Below are 17,911 nucleotides of genomic sequence, written 5' to 3' on the forward strand. Positions count from 1 at the left end.
TTTCTCCTTATAGGTAGTAGCTGTATCTTTCTTCTAGGGCCTTAATTAGCTTCTTATAATCTTCGCTGATTCTTTCATCAGATAAGCTCGTCTCGATCACGTTTTTGTTTTCAAGTCTTATCTTGTACTTACGAGAATCAATCCTATATATTCCAGCTTGCTCAGACATATCGAAGTCATCTTCTCTTATGAAAACTGTAAATTTATCCTTGTAAGGAGCTCCCTCGTGTGGGCAGAAGCTTTCGCAGTTGCCACATTCGTTGCAGAGTCCGTCAAGGTGGATGGTTTGTCTCTTATTTCTGAAGCCTTCCACTTCTATAGCGACATTGGCCCTATTTGGACAAACTTCGGTACAAATTTCACAAATCTTATCGCATGATAGGCATCTTGATTCGTCTTTATCCTTCGTAAGTTCGAGCTTACCACGTCTTTCTATGATTTCTCTAGGAGTTTTTTCATAAACTACTTTCCTAAAGTCATCACCTATATCTTCCTTCTTTAGGATATCTTTTGCTATTATTTTGGAATCTCCTATAGCATTTACTATAGACTTTCTGCCTTTAGTAATATCTCCTGCAAGGTATACGTTTCTGATATTACACTCTTTCGTAGGAAGAAGATGGGCTTTCTTATCTATTTTTATACCAGAGTCCTTGAGTTTCTCATAGTCTGTCTTACTTCCTGTAGCTATTATAATATATGAGTAGTCCTTCTTTAGCTCTTCTAGGTCAAGGTCTACGTCTGTGTTAAGCTCATAGTCTAAGCCGATCTTTTGTACAAGCCTAATATCTTTTGCTATCGCTTCATCTGAGACAAGCTCATTTGCATAGCCATATAGTCTGTCGGACTTTTCGATAACTTTAGCTTCTAGGCCGTTTCTTCTAAGGAAGATTCCTGCTGCAAGTCCTCCAGGTCCTCCTCCTATGATTAGGGCCTTAGCAGAAGTCTTGATTGGACTTACTTCGATTTCTTCTATATATTTGTCGTAGTAGGCATCTGTTACTTCCTTTTTGGCATCTCTAATATTTACACCAGCTTCATAGTCGACCCTGGTACAAATTTTCTTGCAATATTCATAGCAGGTCTCTGATAATATGGCAGGAGCAGTATTATCTATTGCTATAACTTCCATGGCCTTCTTATAATCGCCCACTTCTGCAAAATGAAGGTAGGCTGGAACTTGTTGGCCTATAGGACAGGCCGAATCCTTACAAGGAGCACTATAGCAATCAGTCATAGGAAGGTCACTCGCCCATTTTCTTGTCCTTAGTCTAAGCTTAGGATTTTTGGCATAAAGGTCATTAGACTTAAGACTTGATACAAAATTTCTTAATTTCTCATTATCTATTCCATCATAGGCTCTTCCCAGAAGTCCCTCGCATTTTTCAGCAAGGTCTTTCATCCTATAGTAGCCACCTGGCTTGAGTAGGGTTGTGGAAACTGTGATTGGTTGGTTAAAAATTTCAAATATTTCGTCTATATTAAGTCCATCAGCCCCACCGCAGTAGCTCATAGGAAGTTTGCCATCAAAGACCTCTGATAATTTCAAAGTTGCAGATATAGTAAGTGGAAGAAGGGCCCTTCCTGACATGTACATGTCCTCACTAGGTAGTTCTCCTCTTTTTTGTATAACTGGGAAGGTATTTGAGAGCTTACATCCAAAAACTAGATCATTTTTACGAGCAAGGTCTAAAAGCCTTGTAAATATTTCTATGGATTCATCAAAGCCAAGGTCATGATCAAACTGGGCCTTGTCAAAGTCTATGTACTTGTAGCCCAATTCGTCTAGGATATTTCTAGCATAGTCGTAGCCAACTAGGGTTGGATTACACTTAACAAAGGTATTGAGTCCCTTCTCTTCAATCAGATAGGCAGCAATCTCTTCGATTTCTCCTGCTGGAGTTCCGTGCATGGTAGAAAGAGTCATAGAATTACAAATCTTGCCGTCAATTTTTTCTATATCTTCTATATTAACGTTTTCAAACTTGTCAATATTATCCTTAAGATATTTGATAGAATCCTTAAAGACTTCGGTATCACTTGCATCCATCAAGGAATTGATAAAGCCGTCTACCTTTTTAGACTTGATTCCTTCAAGATTATAACCTACTGACATGTTAAGGACAAAGTCCTTATCCTCAGATAAGCCAAACTCCTTAGCAAGAATCCTTATAGCAAGTTCTGCCTTTATGTACTCACTTGCTGCATCTTCTATCTTAAGCTCTGTGGACCACTCGCAATTGTAGGCCTCATCTTCTGAATTGATACATGGTTTTGGAATAGCTGCCATTAGCTCTTCCCCATCCATGATTTGGCAGGTCTTAAGCTCCATATATCTTCCGCCTACTAGATAGGAAGCTATGAGATTTTGGGCAAGCTGAGTGTGAGGTCCCGCAGCAGGTCCTACAGCAGATCCAAGCTCATCGCCAAAAACTGTCCTTAGGCTTTTATTAATTTTCTTTTTATAAAATTTCTCTTTGGCAATAGAAAATACACTTCCCTCATTCTTGTATTCCTCAAGGGCCCATTCTATAAGCTTCGGAAATTCTATCGCTCTCATATATTCACTCATACTCAATCCTTCCTATAAAGAAAAACCCATACAATTCTTTCAATCATATGGGTTTGTCCTCTATCCGATCCAAGTTCCAGTCGCACCATTTAGGGCGTCTTTTGCATTTTCCAGACTTGTTATTACTGCTTCTCTTCCCTGTTTGCTAGTTACAAACTCCAAGGCTGCTTCTACCTTTGGTAGCATAGATCCCTTGGCAAATTGTCCTTCTGCGATGTATTTTTCTGCTTCTTCGACAGATAAGCTCTCGAGGTCCTCTTGGTTTTCCTTACCGAAATTAATGGCAACCTTTTCTACTGCTGTAAGGATTACCAAAACATCACAATCAACAAGCTCTGCAAGCTTAGCTGATGAGAAGTCCTTATCTATAACAGCATCGACACCGACATACTCGTCATTTTGTCTGATAACCGGAATACCGCCACCACCTGCTGCTATTACCACACAACCTGCATCGCTTAGGGTTGTGATGGCTCTTTTTTCTACTATATCGACAGGCTTAGGACTTGCAACAACACGTCTATATCCTCTTCCTGCATCTTCCTTCATCACAAAGCCTTTTTCCTCTTCTAGGGACTTGGCTTCGCTTTCGCTATAGAAGTCGCCAATTGGCTTTGTTGGATTAGAAAATGCTGGGTCCATTTCATCAACCATAACTTGGCTTACCAGACTTACGACTGGATTTTCAATAAATTCTTTAATAAATTCATTTTCAAGAGCATTTTGTAAGTGATAGCCAATGTAGCCTTGGCTCATAGCTCCACACTCAGGAAATGGCATAAAAGGTATCTTGTCATTTGCCTCTGCTCCTGCGCTCATAGCAAGATTGATCATACCAACCTGGGGTCCGTTTCCATGACAAATTATAACCTTATAATCTTCCTTAACAAGCCCTGCAATAGCAGAAGCTGTTATCTTTACTGCTTCCTTCTGCTCAGAAGGAGTATTGCCCAAAGCATTACCCCCTAGAGCTACTAATATTTTCTTACTCATTTACTTCTTACTTATTTCTTATTTATTTTCTTGTGTATAAACTAGTGGCAATACTGCGTATACTGCGGCACAGGTTACTAGGTCTTGTTTGAATGTTACTTCGTTTGGTGCGTGGGCTTGGTCTTCTGCTCCTGGTCCAAATCCAATGGTTGGGATGTTGTGACGACCCATGATTGCAACACCGTTTGTTGAGAAGGTCCATTTGTCTGTTAGTGGACGAGCTGCTCTTTTTTCTTCTTCTTTTGCTATAGGAGGAGCTATTCTCTTATCTCCGTATAGGTTTTTGTAAGCATCTTCTAGGGCTTTTGTCACTTCGTGATCTTCTGGGATTACCCATGTTGGGAAGTAAGCTTCTTGTTCATATTCTAGGCCTGTCCAGCTTGCTCTCTTGTAGTCATACATAGAAACTTTTGCCCCGTGTTTTTTAACTGAAGGTAGATCTTCGATTTCCTTGATACAAGATTGCCAAGTTTCTCCTGCTGTCATTCTTCTGTCAAGTGAGATTGAGCATGAGTCTGCTACTGCACATCTTGATGGAGATGTAAAGAAGATTTGGCTTGTTGTAACTGTTCCACGTCCTAGGAAGTTTGCTTCTTTGTATTCTGGGTTGTATTTTTCGTCAAGCATCTTTACTAGACCCTTAATTTCTACTGAATCATCAGCTGGGTTTTCGTTAAGTTGTTCGATTTCTTTAAGGATGTCTGCCATCTTGTAGATTGCATTGTCTCCTCTTTCTGGAGCTGATCCGTGACAAGATACTCCTTGTACGTCTACTCTCATCTCCATTCTTCCTCTTTGTCCTCTATAGATTCCTCCGTCTGTTGGCTCTGTTGATACTACAAATTCTGGTTTGATGCCTTCTTTCTCGATCATGTATAGCCAGCAGTTTCCGTCACAATCTTCTTCTTGAACTGTTCCTGTTACGAGAACTCTGCATTCGTCATTGAGATAGCCTAAGTCTTTTAGGATTTTTGCTCCATATACTGCAGATACTGGTCCACCAAGTTGGTCAGATCCACCACGTCCACCTATAAGGTTATCGTCTTCGAATCCATCATATGGGTCAAATTCCCAGTTTTCGATGTTTCCGATTCCTACTGTATCGATATGGCCGTCGAAGGCAATTTGTCTTTTTCCTTGGCCCATTTCACCAAGCACGTTTCCTTGACCATCAATCCAAGCCTTGTCGAAGCCAAGCTTTTCCATTTCTTCTTTTATTCTTTTAGCCTTGTCGCCTTCTTCACAAGATTCGCCTTTTAGCTTAATCAAATCTCTTAGGAAAGCTACCATGTCTTCTTTGTATTCGCCTGCTTTTTCTTTGATTGCATCAAAGTCTATATTTTTAAATTCTGTCATTTCTACCTCTCTTATTTTCTTATTTGTCTATTCTCTTGTTTGCCTTATCAACTAGCTCTCTTAGTTTTTCTTCTGGATTTTCTACCTTTTGTAGAAGGATCATTGCTGCTATGATGTATGGTTTGAAGCTTGCTTCTTTGTATAGAGGAACTCTATATCTATCAAATACTGATTCAGCTACTTCACCATGTTCTGCAGAAACTCCTGTGATATCTGCTGGTAGGCAGTGCATGTATAAAGCTTTTCCGTCTTTGGTTAGCTCCATCATCTCTTCTGTACATTCCCAATCCATGTGTTCTTTGTTTTGTTCTAGTAGTCTTTGTTCTAGTTCGTCAATTCCCTTTTGGTCGCCTTCGCCGTAGAGTTTAGTTCTTTCTTCCATAGCTTGGAATGGTGCCCAAGATTTTGGATATACTATGTCAGCATCCTTGAATGCATCTTCCATTGAGTTTGTAACTGTGAAGCTTCCGCCGTATTCTTCAGCGTTTTTCTTAGCTATTTCTTCAACTTCTGGCATGATTTCGTATCCTTCTGGGTGAGCAAGAACTACGTCCATTCCAAGTCTTGTAAATAGGCCTGAGATTCCTTGAGGAACTGATAATGGTTTACCATATGATGGTGAGTAAGCCCAAGTCATGGCTACTTTCTTGCCCTTTAGGTTTTCGATTCCACCGAATTCATGGATTACGTGGTTAAGGTCTGCCATGGCTTGTGTTGGGTGATCGATATCACATTGGAGGTTTACTAGAGTTGGTCTTTGTTCTAGAACTCCATCTTCGTGACCTTCTTTTACATAGTCAGAGAAGTCTTTCATGTATTTGTAGCCTTTACCTATGTACATGTCATCCCTTATACCTACCACATCTGCCATGAATGAGATCATGTTTGCAGTCTCTTTTACTGTTTCACCGTGAGCGATTTGGCTTTTGCTTTCGTCAAGGTCTTGTACTTCAAGTCCAAGAAGGTTACAAGCTGATGCAAATGAGAATCTTGTTCTTGTTGAGTTATCTCTAAATAGTGAGATTCCAAGTCCTGAGTCAAAGATTTTTGGAGAGATGTTTTCTTCTCTCATAGCTCTAATTATGTCAGCTGTCTTCCAGATTGCCTTTAGTTCGTCTTGTGATTTATCCCATGTATGGAAGAAGTCATCCTCAAATAGGTTTTCGTAGTCAAGTTCGCTTAGTTCGTCGATTAGTTTTTTGATATCTGCTGTCATTTGTTTCTCCTTTATAATTTTTATCTTTCTATATTTTATTTTTTATCTTTGTATTGTGTATGTGTATTCTTCTTCGTTTGGATAGATTCCATCCCAAACTACTCTTCTATAGTGAGCGTAGTCTGTATCTCCTTCCGTTGAGATTAGTAGGATTACTGAATTTTCGTCGAGTTTTAGGTCTTTTTTAATCTCTTCTAAGTCTTTCCTTTGGAGGATTTCTGAAAGAGGACCCATTGTTGCTGCTCCACTTTCTCCTGAGATTATTTTCTTATCATCCTTTAAAGGATTACCTAGAATTCTCATTCCTCTTGCTGCTGCCTTATCTGGAACTGATAGGAAGGCGTCTGCATAAGAGTGAAGTACTGGCCAGCCTACTGTTACAGGCTCACCGCAAGCAAGTCCTGCCATGATTGTATCCATCTTGCCAGTAACATTGTGGATCTTTCCATCATCTGCTTTAGCTGTGATGAAGTTACAGTTTGCCTTTTCAGGTTCTACTATGGTTATAAATGGCTTCTCATCTTCCTTATATACTGAAGAGAAATATCCAGTAACTCCTGTAGCAAAGGAACCTACTCCTGCTTGAGCGAATATATGTGTAGGTTTAAGTCCTGCTTCTTTGAGTTGGTCGTTACTTTCCTTAGCAAGGGTTGCATATCCTTCTATGATCCATGTTGGAATCTTTTCGTATCCTTCCCAAGCTGTATCTTGGACCATTACCCAGCCTTTTTCCTCAGCGTTCTTGTTTGCAAGACGTACGCAGTCATCGTAGTTAAGCCCATCCATGATGTCGCATTCTGCTCCCAAGGCTCTGATGTTGTCACGTCTTTCTGTAGCTGATCCATCTGGCATGATTACCACGCATTTTTGCTTAAGTTGGTTGGCAGTCCAAGCCACTCCCCTACCGTGGTTTCCGTCTGTCGCAGTTACGAAGGTAATATCCCCAAGTTTTTCTCGCACTTCTTCTGAAATCATTTTCTCAAATGGTAAATCTTCGATATCAACTCCCAACTTATCAGCTATGTACTTTCCAATGGCAAATGATCCACCAAGTACCTTGAAGGCATTTAGACCAAATCTGTAAGATTCATCTTTTACGAAGATATCCTTTACACCAAATTGCTTGGCTAGGTTACTTAGTCTTACCAGTGGAGTTGGCTCATAATCAGGGAAACTCTCATGAAATTTTTGTGCAGTGTTAACAACTTCCTCATTGATAAAATCTAGGGAAGCCTTTTCTCTATTACTAATATCATTTAGTACTATCTTATATTTTTCTTCCAAAATTACATCCTTTCGATTATTTCTCGATACATCCTTCACTTTGCCCTTATTCGGCATTTGCAAATTCTCTATCTTAAGCTATAATAATAAGTGGTATGTGATATATCACTATTATTATAGGACGTATTTCTAAGATTGTCAAATAAATATTAAACGCTTTCATAGATGTGTTATAATGATTGTAGAAAGGTAGAAAAATGACAAGAGAAAACAAAATAAAAAGAACCTTCGTCAAAGACGAAGCTTACAATATACTTCACGATAAGATTATTTCTGGAGAGCTTACTCCTTACACCCAGCTTAAGATCTCAGAGCTTTCTAAAGAACTTGGGATTTCACGAACTCCGGTAAGAGAAGCTATTCTTAAGCTAGAAAACGAAGACCTCGTTATAAGCAAGGCCAACCAATGGACCATGGTCGCTCCAATCAAGGTAGAAAGACTAAAAGATATCTATCCCTTAGTTCTTGAGCTTGAAAGCTACGCCTTAAGGGAGAACTTTAATCATATAACAGATGAATTTATAGATGAGCTTGAGAAGATCAACAAGCAAATCAAGATGGAGCATATGAACGAAAATATTATGAGAGTAATCGAGCTTGATGATGACTTCCACGACCTAATAGTAGGACTTTCTCCAAACAAGGAGATCAAGCCAATAATAGATAGGCTAAAGAAGAGGATCAAAAGATTTGAAATAGGCTTCTATCAGGCCAAGGACGTCCACAAGGCTCCATCGACCTACGACGAGCACCTAATCTTAATAGAAAGCCTCAGAAAAAGAGACCTAGATAAGTCCCTAGATGCCCTAAGGAAAAACTGGACTACGACTATTACAGATGAGTCAATAGAGAAAATCAGCAAGCTTTTAAATGTTGAAAAATAGAATAATTTGAAAATAAGATAAAATTTATGGGATTCCTATGCCCTCTTAGAAAAATAATTATTCCATAATAAATCTCTTAGAAATCGAGAAGGTAGGATAATAAGGTATTTCCAGAACCCTACCCTTTAGTAAATAAATGCTAAGGGCGGGGTTTTTTGTCTTTGTTAGAAAGTATCGCAATTTATAAAAAATAAAAGGGCTGTTAGCAAACTATAAATAATCATCCTAACGTCATTAAAAATATCTTTTGATAAATTTAAGCTCTCCTGGATGGTAGCCCAATTGGCGCCTGCCGACTGATGGAGGGAATTAATCTATCAGTTTGACAAGATTTCCGTGAATATTTTCTAACTAGGATTTATTCTTTCTGTAAGGGTCCCTAGTCTTCTACTTAATGTTTATCACAGCCTGCGATTGTCTCAAGACCGTGGAATAGGAAGGGCCTTATGATTTCAAAGTTTTCCCTACAGGCTTTAGGACTTCCTGGGAAGTTTATGATTAAGCTTTTCCCCCTAATCCCTGCCACGGCTCTTGATAAATAGGCCATAGGAGTTATTTTTGCAGATTCATTCCTGATAGCTTCCACTATCCCATCCGCTCTTTTTTCTATAACGGCAAGGCTTGCCTCGGGTGTGATGTCTCTTTGGCTAAAGCCTGTGCCTCCGTTAGTAAGTATTAGGGAAATTTCTTCATCAGTATAGGCTAATAGTTTTTCCCTAATGCTTTCGAAATCATCTGCCACTATCTCATATTTTCTTACTTCTAGACCAAAGTCTTCTAGTAATTCTACAAGGACCTTCCCGCTCTTATCCTCATAGACTCCAGCGCTTGCCCTGTCTGAAATCGTAAGCACTCCTGCCGTAAATCTCACAAGAGCCCTCCTTCCGCCATTTCTAGGAAGTCTTCTTTCTTTAGGTCGATCCCTGCAAAGACTCTAGGAAGGAAGAAGTCAAAGCTTGTAATCTTCGAGTGGATACTTGCTCCAGGCACTCCCATAAGATAGGTCTCTTCTAATCTTGCAACCATAAGCATATTTCCTGGCTGCATAGGGATTCCTTGAACTATGACCTCTGCCCCAGTTTCCCTAATGGCTCTTGGGGTGATATCATCTGGATCGACACTCATCCCTCCGGTGAATATCACAAGGTCCGCACCTTCCTCTTTAAATTTCTCGAAAGTAGCTACAAGCCTATCTTCATCATCTGGGAGGAATTCATATCCTAAAACTTCCGCCCCAAACTCAGCTAATTTCTCCCTAAGAACAGGTCTAAAGGCATCCTTGATCCTTCCATAATAGACCTCATCTCCCGTTATGATACATCCTACTTTAAGCTTTTTAAATTCCTTAACTTCAAATATGGGACCTGCTTCGAAAATCTCCTTGGCCTTTTCTACTTGACCTCTCTCGGTCCAGAGAGGAACGATTCTCGCTCCAGCAAGCCTGTCACCTTCTCCTACCTTAGTGTAGGATTTCTTGCAAGTTATGGTATAATCTCCGATTTCATTGATTTTTCTTAGAAGAGCCCTATCTATGACGAAGAGCCCCTTGACCTTGCTTGTAAGATTGATCTTTCCTTCACTTACATCAGAGGATTCGATATTTGCCCCAAAGAGAGCGTCAGAAATTTCAGCAATTGCGTCTTCTTCATGGACTTGGTCTGCCTCAAGCTCTCCTACATAAATATGGTCCTTGCCGATGTTTTTTAAGGCTTCGATGTCAGATTCTTCGACTATATGTCCTCTCTTAAACAAGACCCCCTTAAACCCATCTTCCATAATTGCTGTAAAATCGTGGAGGAGAGGGAGACCCACTGCATCTTCTACTCTAATTTTTTCTATCATAAGCTATCCTTATCTCATCTTCTGGGTAGATCGTGCCTTCCTTCCTTACTATGGCAAAGATTCCTTCAGTTGGCATTATACATTCACCCGTTATGTTTCTAATCTCACAACCCTTGTGACATTCTTTTCCGATTTGAGTCACTTCTAGCTCGCATTCTCCAATAATGAGAAGGGTCCCAAGAGGGAATGTGTGAAGGCTAATCCCTTCTGTCATTATATTTTCTGCAAAATCTCCCGGCTTTAGACTTGGGATTTTCTCCTTCATCTTATTTAAGGACTCCACCGCCAAGAGAGAGACCTGCCTGTGCCAGTTTCCCGCATGGGCATCTCCCACTATTCCGTGGTTTTTCCTAAGTTCTATTTGAGGAACTGGGCTTTTGACCGTTCCCTTTTTCTCGCTTATATTAACCGATATAACTTTCATTCTTGTAATCTCCACTCTTGCCACCAGTCTTTCTTAAAAGCTTGATCTCGCCGATTTCTATATCCTTCTGGACTGCCTTACACATATCATAAATCGCAAGGGCAGCCACACTCGCTCCCGTAAGGGCCTCCATCTCGACCCCTGTCTTGGCATTGAGCTTAGCTGAAGTTCTAATCTCGATTGTATGAGTCTTATCATCCATGACAAAGTCGATTTCTATAGAAGTTAGATTAATGGGATGGCACATGGGAATCATATTGGAGGTGTTTTTAGCTGCCATAATCCCTGCAACCTTGGCGACAGTTAGGACATCTCCCTTTTCAATCTCTGAGTTTTGTACCATTTTGTAGGTCTTTTCATTTAAGAAGACCTTGGCAGTCGCTATAGCCAGCCTATCTGTCGGATCTTTCTCCGATACGTCAACCATCCTCGCTCTTCCATTCTCGTCCAAATGACTAAACTTATCCATCTATCCTCCTATAGAACTCATTGTTCGCACGCTTTCCGAGCCAAAATCATCTATCCTATGACTTTTGGGCTTCTTGTAAATACTTTCTCTGATTATTTTCTTTTTTTCTTCGAGGCTTAGGCCCTTTATAGAAATCTCCTCTCTCGAGTGGAGGCAGGCCTTAAGTTTCCCATCCGCAGTAAGCCTAATCCTATTGCAGTCCTTGCAGAACTTGTGGCTTAGGGGCGATATGAGACCGACCCTTCCCTTGTGACCTTCTATGGCAAAAGACCTCGCCACTCCGTCAAAGCCCAGGTCCTTCTTCCTATAGCCATCTAGGATATTGTCGTTCGCCTTGTAATTATTCCTATCAAAGTCTAGGTCCGCCCCGATTGGCATAAGCTCGATAAATCTTACTTCGATATCGTTATTTTCAGTAAGGGCTAGGAATTTTCCTATCTCATTATCGTTAAAGCCCTTTATTAAGACAACATTGACCTTAACCTTAAAGTCAAGTTCGATTGCCTTTTTAATGGTTCTTTTCACCTCTTCTAGTTGGTCTGATCCAGTTATAAGCTCATACTTCTCTCTGTCCAGGGTATCCAGACTAAAGTTAATTCTAGAAATCCCATATTCCTTAAGAAGGTCAAGCTTATCGTAAACCATAGACCCGTTTGTGGTTATAGCGAAGTCCTCAATCTCTGAGATTTCGGAAAGCTTCTTTATAAGATCCATAACTCCTCGTCTTGCGAAAGGCTCTCCTCCAGTAAGCCTGATCTTTTTAATTCCTAGACCTGCCATAATCTGGGCTGTTTCTACTATCTCCTCGAAAGTTAGGATGTCCTCGTGATCAAGGAGCTTAATTCCATCTTCTCCCATGCAATATTTGCACCTAAAATTACACCTGTCGGTGACAGATATTCTAAGATATGAAATTTCTCTTCCAAATTGATCTTTCATAATCATCCCTCTTTCAAAAACAATAGCTTGCGGCTATCTATAGCAAAATACTTTGGCCCATCTTCAAACTTCTTATATTCTTCCTTATCTATTTCAACTCTTAAATCATCATACTTTTTATCATCCTGATTTAAAATTACAAGGAAGGAGTCGATATTTTCTATAAGGCGAAAATCTTCGATTTTGATAAAATCGTCATTCAAGTCCCTATCACTTAAGATTATATCCCTGCTTCTTAGGGCACATAGATTTGCTTCGGTCTTAATCTTAGTCTTTAGTCTTATTCCCCAAGCCTTAAGAAATATTTCGTCCTTCACAATCTCAAAATCCGAGAAGTTATTTATTCCAATAAGCTTAGCCTCAGTAAGGTTTGTGGGATTTTCGAAAAAGTCTTTCGTTTCCTTTAACTCTCCACTTTTTCCATTGCTAATACTTATTATCTTATCGCTCATCCTGTAGACTTCGTCCTTGTTATGACTTACTAGAATCGTCTTAAGCTCATATTTTCTGATAATATTTAAGACTTCTGTCTCGATTGAATTTTTGAGAAACTCATCTAGGGCTGAGAAGGGTTCATCTAGAAGTAAGATATCAGGCTTATTTACAAGGATCCTACAAAGGGCTGTCCTCTGCCTTTCTCCTCCAGAAATATAGGCTGGAAGCTTGTCCTTGATATGGTAGATGTGCATCTCTTTTAGCTTGTCGGTAATATCACGCCTTTCCCTAAGGCCTGCCCTCACATTTTCTTCTACAGTAAAGTTCGGGAAAAGAGCGTAGTCCTGGAAGAGATATCCCACCTTCCTATCCTGGGGCCTTAGGTTAATCCTCTTTTCTGAATCAAAGAGAGTCCTTCCATTTAGGATAATCTTACCTGAATCAGGCTTAATCAGTCCTCCTATGGCCTTAAGGGTTAGGCTTTTACCCGACCCACTTGCTCCAAGAAAGCCCAGCCTCTCATTTTTCATCTCAAAATCCACGTCGAGCTTGAAATTCTTGAAGTCCTTTTTTATCTTACACACTAGCATGGTATTTCTCCTTACTTTCTAGAAGATTTAGGGATAGCAAGACTACAAAGGATATGGCAAGGTTGATGAGAACCCACTTGTAGGCAAGGCTGTCCTGGCCTATCCTCCATAGCTGATAGACCGTAGTTGAAATAGTGGCAGTCTTGTTGGGAATGAATCCCGAAACCATGCTAGTCGCTCCATATTCTCCCAATGCCCTAGCAAATGAAAGGATAAGGCCTGCGAGAATCTCCTTCTTGCAAGAGGGAAGGACTATCCTCCAAAATATCCAAGTATTGGACTTGCCCAGAGTCTGGGCTGCATATTTTAGATTCATATCAAAAGATTCAAAAGCCCCCCTGCTCGTCCTATACATCAAGGGGAAAGTTACTATAATAGTTGCAAAAACCGCCGAATACCATCTCATAACAAGACTGATATCCCTCCTTGCGAAAAACTCTCCTAGGTAATTGTTAGGACCCAGACTTTTAAGTAAGAAAAATCCAACAACTGTGGGAGGAAGGACCAAGGGCAAGGTCAAGATCACATCCAAGAATCCCTTGACCGTTGGATTTAGCTTTCTTACTTGATAAGCCAAAAACATCCCTAGGAAAAATGTAAAAAAACAAGAAATTAAAGCAATTCTAACAGAATTATATAAGGGAAATAGATTCATAGCTAATCTAACTTGCTGACTTAAAACCATATTGGGCAAAAACTTCCATTGCCCTATCGCTCTTTAGAAATTCCAAGAACTTCTCGCTAGCTTCCCTATTAGGAGAATTCTCGATAAGGGCCGCTGAATATACTACCTTCCTATCAAGCATATCAGGATTTGCTGTAGCTACGATTCTTAGACCCGCTGCCTTAGCATCTGTCGAATAAATAATTCCGCAATCAACAGCCCCTTCGCTTATCCAAGAAGTAACTTCCTTAACATTTGACCCGAAGCTAATCTTATCTTGAATCCTCTCCCAAATCCCCATATTCTTTAATAGAGATTCAGAATATTGGCCAACGGGAACATCGGCATTGCCCAGGGCAATTGTCTTGACCTTGTCTTTTTTAATATCATCGAAAGACCTAATATCCTTGTCAGAATTTTTTCTCACAGCAAGGACCACTTCGTTTTCTAGGAGGTCAAATCTTGTGTTTGAGTCGATTGTTATATTGCTAGCCTTAGACGCCCTATTTGGATCAAGCTCATCCATTTGCTTTTTAGCGGCAGAAATAAATACATCACAGGCCGCTCCCTCGGCAATTTGTGTCTTGAGGGTCCCTGAGGAGTCGAAGTTAAAGACTAAATTAATTCCTGGATTTTCATCTTCGAATACTGCCTTTAATTCTTCTAGAGACTCGGTCATGGAAGCTGCCGCAAAGACATTTAGATCGGTCTTGGCACTTGTGTCATCTTTCTTCTTCTCTTCATCTTTTTTTTCATTATTCATATCTTCTGCCTTTGTTTCTTCCTTCACATCTTCTCCTGCAGGTGCCTTGGCTCCACAAGCTGCAAGCGATATCGCAAAAAGCAAAGATAAAAAGATCCCTGTCATTTTTTTCATAGTTTTCTCCTCTAGGCAATGTCGAATAGTTTACGTCGACTACTCGGTCATATTATATCACATTTATAGCTATATAGGAACTTCTCTATTTATTTTTGAAGGAAATTCGAGTATACTATTATTTATTGAAAAGGAGTTAATATGAGTAAGTTAGTTATACCAGAAAATTATAAAAGCAACGAAGATCTATATAGAACCCAACTGTTGATCAAGGAAATCAAAGACTATTTCCAAATCAACCTCGCCAACAACCTAAACCTAAAACGTGTTTCTGCTCCCCTATTCGTTTCAGAAACATCAGGCTTAAACGATAACCTAAACGGAGTAGAAAAACCTGTAACATTCGACCTTCCAGAAGCCCACAACGCCGAGATGGAGATCGTCCACTCCCTAGCCAAATGGAAGAGATACGCCCTAGAAGAATACAACTTCAAAACCCACGAGGGCCTTTACACAGACATGAACGCCATCAGGCGCTGCGAAGAACCAGATAACACCCACTCCTTCTACGTCGACCAATGGGACTGGGAGCTAATTATGGGTGAAGAAGACAGAAACGTGGACTACCTCAAACAAGTAGTAGAGACAATCTACAGGACCATGAAGTCCCTAGACGAATACCTATCAACTCTCATCCCAACTAGAAAGAAGCTCTTAAAAGATCAAATAAGATTTATGACAAGCGAAGAGCTCCTCCAAAAATATCCAGGAAAGAACGACAAAGAAAGAGAAAGACTAGCTGTCAAAGAGTACGGCGCAGTTTTCCTAATGCAAATCGGAAAAGTCCTCTCAAACGGAGAAAAACACGACCTCCGTGCCCCAGACTACGACGATTGGGAACTAAACGGAGACATCCTAGTATATAACCCTGTCCTAGACGACGTCCTAGAACTCTCATCCATGGGCATCAGAGTCAACCCAGAAAGACTAAACGAACAACTAAAACAAACCGACAACCTAGACAGACTCAAATTCGACTACCACAGGATGCTAATAGACGGCAAACTCCCACAAACCATAGGAGGCGGAATCGGCCAATCAAGACTATGTATGTTCTTCCTCCAAAAAGCCCACATAGGAGAAGTCCAAGTATCCTACTGGCCAGACGAACAAAGAAAAGCCCTAGCAAACAAGGGAATCAAACTATTATAGGAGAAAAAGCGGACCAAAGGAAATAAACCCTGGTCCGCTTTTTATTTGGGAAAATTTAAGATTCTAAAATATAATATATAACTCTAACAAAGAAACTTATCTAAGCAAATATCTCAATAACCGAGACTTCTCCACAAGGTAGGAGCAAGAGAACTGTTATTTATTACATATTAGTAAATAATATAATCACCCCATTATGTCGACCGAAGTGGAGACATCTCATCAACATTTCCATCCCTAATCAATAGTACTGATTACATCTCCACCTCTAATGGAATTGTCACAGTGAGCAAAGCGAACTGATGAAATTCCTTAATCGAGGCTTTGCGAGCATGAGGTCCTCCCATAGCCGGACAGGCTGTCCCTCGAATCCGCAAACTACCGTCGAACGAACGTGAGAGGTCTACAGTCTATGATGACATATAAATAACAAAGAAGAACTTATCTAAGCAAATCTCCAAATAACCGAGAGATCTCATAATTAAAAATCACGCTTCTATAACTACAATCATCCAGAAGAAAAATGAAAATTACTTAATATTATAATATTAAGAAAATAATCCAATAACTCTGTAGAAAAGTAAAAACTATCTAAAATAAAGTATAATATCTATGTTATCATCACTTCCATTAGCATGGAAGGAGGTGAGATCGTGCGATTTTTACTTAACATCATTTTTGCTATCATAGTACAGGTAGCTGGTGACTGCTTGTACAAGTGGCTAAATAAAGCAAGCCCGTCTGGCTACTGGAAGACCCTCCGTGGAGTGGTAAAGCGTAGCTTGATAAAGAAGATGATAATTAACACAAAAAAGGACTAGCTTGGGAAGGTGACCCCATAAGATTGAACCTAATACCAGAACTGATAGTTGACTAGTTAAGGATTCAACTGACTTTTTCTTTTTTACACAATTATACGGACCCTATCTAAAAAACTAAGGAGAAAAAATGGAAAAACTTAAACAAATACAAAAGAATTTCCAAATAAACGGAGCTTTCTTAAAATATATTGCATTTATTTCAATGTTTATCGACCATTTTAACAAGGCAATCATAACGCCAAAACTAAATTACCAAGAGCCTCTAGTTACCATATCTACCATATTTGATATAATGGGACGAATCGCCTTTCCGATTTTTGCATTTATGATTGTAGAAGGCTTTTATAAAACTAAATCTAGAGGAAAATATCTAAGAAATCTTTTGATTTTCGCCATAATATCAGAAATTCCCTACGATATGTTCCAATCAAAAGTTTTTATAAATAATAGGTCACAAAATATAATGTGGGCGCTCGCCCTTGGACTTTTGACCCTGATAATTGTCGATAAATTAAAAGAAAAAATCAAAAATAAATACGCCTGGCTTATTCTTTCCATATTAATAGTAGGAGTAAATGCCATAATTGCAACTCTTCTATCCTTTGACTACGATTATTATTCCATAATAATAATCTTTATCCTCTACCTTTTCTACGACAAAAGATTGGTAGGAAGCGTTATTTCATATCTTGTGATAATAAAAGAAGTTTATGCAATTTTGGGATTTGCTGTAATTAATTTTTATAATGGAGAAAAAGGAAGGCAAAATAAATTGTTCAATTATTTGTTCTATCCCGTGCATTTGTTGATACTTGGGATTTTTAGGTTTTTCTTGGATATATAGTTTGAGAAAAATTTAAAATATGGTAAAGAAAAGTATTATTAAGTTAAGTCCATAATATTGTGTAAAATTTACTAATACAATATTTACTATTTCATTCTAATATGTAATTTAGATGATGTTAGGATGTCCTCATTAATATCAATGAGGACATCCTAAAGCCTACGGGCTAGTTATTAATCTAGTAGCTGAATCTTCATTTGGAAATATTCCGATTAATTTCTCTCGTCATCTAAATCCCCAATTTATTCTTTCTAAATAATTGGTCAATAATATAATGTAGTTGCATAAATGGAGCTATTATATAACTTTCATTTCCTTCAATCTATGTGTTAGTTCTTTATCTATTTCTTTAATAAATTTCTTAAATATATTTACGATCTTTCCAACATCATCACTAGTTATGTTCGGATATTTATTTTGATGTGCTACTCTGTTTCTATAATTAACAAATTCATTATACTTATCTTTAAACGATACATCTTCTGAAAAATCATCGATTAATTGAGGAATACTAAAATTATTATATTTTTCATCCTCTATGTCTATTTC

The 17,911-nt window shown here is 39.1% G+C and carries 17 protein-coding genes; 3 read left to right on the forward strand and 14 right to left on the reverse strand.

The window, feature by feature from the left end:
- Positions 1-7: 7 nt before the first annotated feature.
- Genes RCH56_RS03280 through dpaL form a run of 5 tightly spaced genes read right to left on the reverse strand, consistent with a single transcriptional unit; the run spans position 8 to position 7,421 of the window.
- Entirely contained in the window at positions 8-2,572 is a 2,565-nt protein-coding gene (locus RCH56_RS03280) for an FAD-dependent oxidoreductase (RefSeq protein WP_306483569.1), read from the reverse strand.
- Between the two features lie 60 nt (positions 2,573-2,632).
- Positions 2,633-3,565 carry a carbamate kinase gene (gene arcC / locus RCH56_RS03285; protein WP_306483570.1) on the reverse strand — a complete coding sequence of 311 codons (933 nt, stop codon included), beginning with the start codon at positions 3,563-3,565 and terminating at the stop codon, positions 2,633-2,635.
- Positions 3,566-3,583: 18 nt separating this feature from the next.
- Complete coding sequence (locus RCH56_RS03290; protein WP_306483571.1) at positions 3,584-4,921, reverse strand: YgeY family selenium metabolism-linked hydrolase; 1,338 nt, start codon at positions 4,919-4,921, stop codon at positions 3,584-3,586.
- 19 nt (positions 4,922-4,940) lie between these two features.
- A complete protein-coding gene (ygeW, locus tag RCH56_RS03295) occupies positions 4,941-6,137 on the reverse strand; it encodes a knotted carbamoyltransferase YgeW (protein WP_306483572.1) in 1,197 nt (398 codons plus the stop codon).
- Between the two features lie 42 nt (positions 6,138-6,179).
- A complete protein-coding gene (dpaL, locus tag RCH56_RS03300; RefSeq protein WP_306483573.1) occupies positions 6,180-7,421 on the reverse strand; it encodes a diaminopropionate ammonia-lyase in 1,242 nt (413 codons plus the stop codon).
- A gap of 197 nt (positions 7,422-7,618) precedes the next feature.
- Between dpaL and RCH56_RS03305 the strand changes: the two genes are divergently transcribed.
- Positions 7,619-8,305, forward strand: coding sequence for a GntR family transcriptional regulator (locus tag RCH56_RS03305; RefSeq protein WP_306483574.1), 687 nt, complete (start codon positions 7,619-7,621; stop codon positions 8,303-8,305).
- Positions 8,306-8,696: 391 nt separating this feature from the next.
- Here the strand turns inward: RCH56_RS03305 and RCH56_RS03310 are convergent, their stop codons facing one another.
- The 8 genes from RCH56_RS03310 to modA are packed head-to-tail and all read right to left on the reverse strand — an operon-like array spanning position 8,697 to position 14,545.
- Complete coding sequence (locus tag RCH56_RS03310; RefSeq protein ID WP_306483575.1) at positions 8,697-9,176, reverse strand: molybdenum cofactor biosynthesis protein B; 480 nt, start codon at positions 9,174-9,176, stop codon at positions 8,697-8,699.
- The gene (locus tag RCH56_RS03315; protein WP_306483576.1) at positions 9,173-10,147 is read right to left on the reverse strand and encodes a molybdopterin-binding protein; all 975 of its coding nucleotides are present in this window, start codon (positions 10,145-10,147) and stop codon (positions 9,173-9,175) included. The genes RCH56_RS03310 and RCH56_RS03315 overlap by 4 nt, the downstream gene beginning before the upstream one ends.
- Positions 10,131-10,571, reverse strand: coding sequence for an MOSC domain-containing protein (locus RCH56_RS03320; protein WP_306483577.1), 441 nt, complete (start codon positions 10,569-10,571; stop codon positions 10,131-10,133). The genes RCH56_RS03315 and RCH56_RS03320 overlap by 17 nt, the downstream gene beginning before the upstream one ends.
- Positions 10,552-11,040, reverse strand: a complete 489-nt coding sequence (gene moaC, locus RCH56_RS03325) for a cyclic pyranopterin monophosphate synthase MoaC (RefSeq protein WP_306483578.1) — start codon at positions 11,038-11,040, stop codon at positions 10,552-10,554. Before moaC ends, RCH56_RS03320 begins: the two co-directional genes overlap by 20 nt.
- Complete coding sequence (moaA, locus tag RCH56_RS03330) at positions 11,041-11,979, reverse strand: GTP 3',8-cyclase MoaA (RefSeq protein WP_306483579.1); 939 nt, start codon at positions 11,977-11,979, stop codon at positions 11,041-11,043. It abuts the gene before it with no gap.
- Between the two features lie 2 nt (positions 11,980-11,981).
- Positions 11,982-13,004: a sulfate/molybdate ABC transporter ATP-binding protein gene (locus RCH56_RS03335; protein ID WP_306483580.1), complete on the reverse strand. Its 1,023-nt coding sequence runs from the start codon at positions 13,002-13,004 to the stop codon at positions 11,982-11,984.
- Positions 12,991-13,659 carry a molybdate ABC transporter permease subunit gene (gene modB / locus RCH56_RS03340; protein ID WP_306483586.1) on the reverse strand — a complete coding sequence of 223 codons (669 nt, stop codon included), beginning with the start codon at positions 13,657-13,659 and terminating at the stop codon, positions 12,991-12,993. The genes RCH56_RS03335 and modB overlap by 14 nt, the downstream gene beginning before the upstream one ends.
- Positions 13,660-13,666: 7 nt before the next feature.
- Positions 13,667-14,545, reverse strand: a complete 879-nt coding sequence (gene modA / locus RCH56_RS03345) for a molybdate ABC transporter substrate-binding protein (protein ID WP_306483581.1) — start codon at positions 14,543-14,545, stop codon at positions 13,667-13,669.
- 141 nt (positions 14,546-14,686) lie between these two features.
- Between modA and asnA the strand changes: the two genes are divergently transcribed.
- Positions 14,687-15,697 (forward strand): aspartate--ammonia ligase, encoded by a 1,011-nt coding sequence (asnA, locus tag RCH56_RS03350; protein ID WP_306483582.1) that lies wholly within the window; start codon positions 14,687-14,689, stop codon positions 15,695-15,697.
- Between the two features lie 948 nt (positions 15,698-16,645).
- Positions 16,646-17,362, forward strand: a complete 717-nt coding sequence (locus tag RCH56_RS03355; protein ID WP_306483583.1) for a TraX family protein — start codon at positions 16,646-16,648, stop codon at positions 17,360-17,362.
- A gap of 297 nt (positions 17,363-17,659) precedes the next feature.
- Here RCH56_RS03355 and RCH56_RS03360 read toward each other — a convergent pair.
- A partial coding sequence (locus RCH56_RS03360; RefSeq protein ID WP_306483584.1) for a HEPN domain-containing protein occupies positions 17,660-17,911 on the reverse strand: 252 nt, incomplete at its 5' end.

The sequence above is a fragment of the Anaerococcus sp. genome (genome assembly GCF_030825785.1).
Taxonomy (GTDB): Bacteria; Bacillota; Clostridia; order Tissierellales; family Peptoniphilaceae; genus Anaerococcus.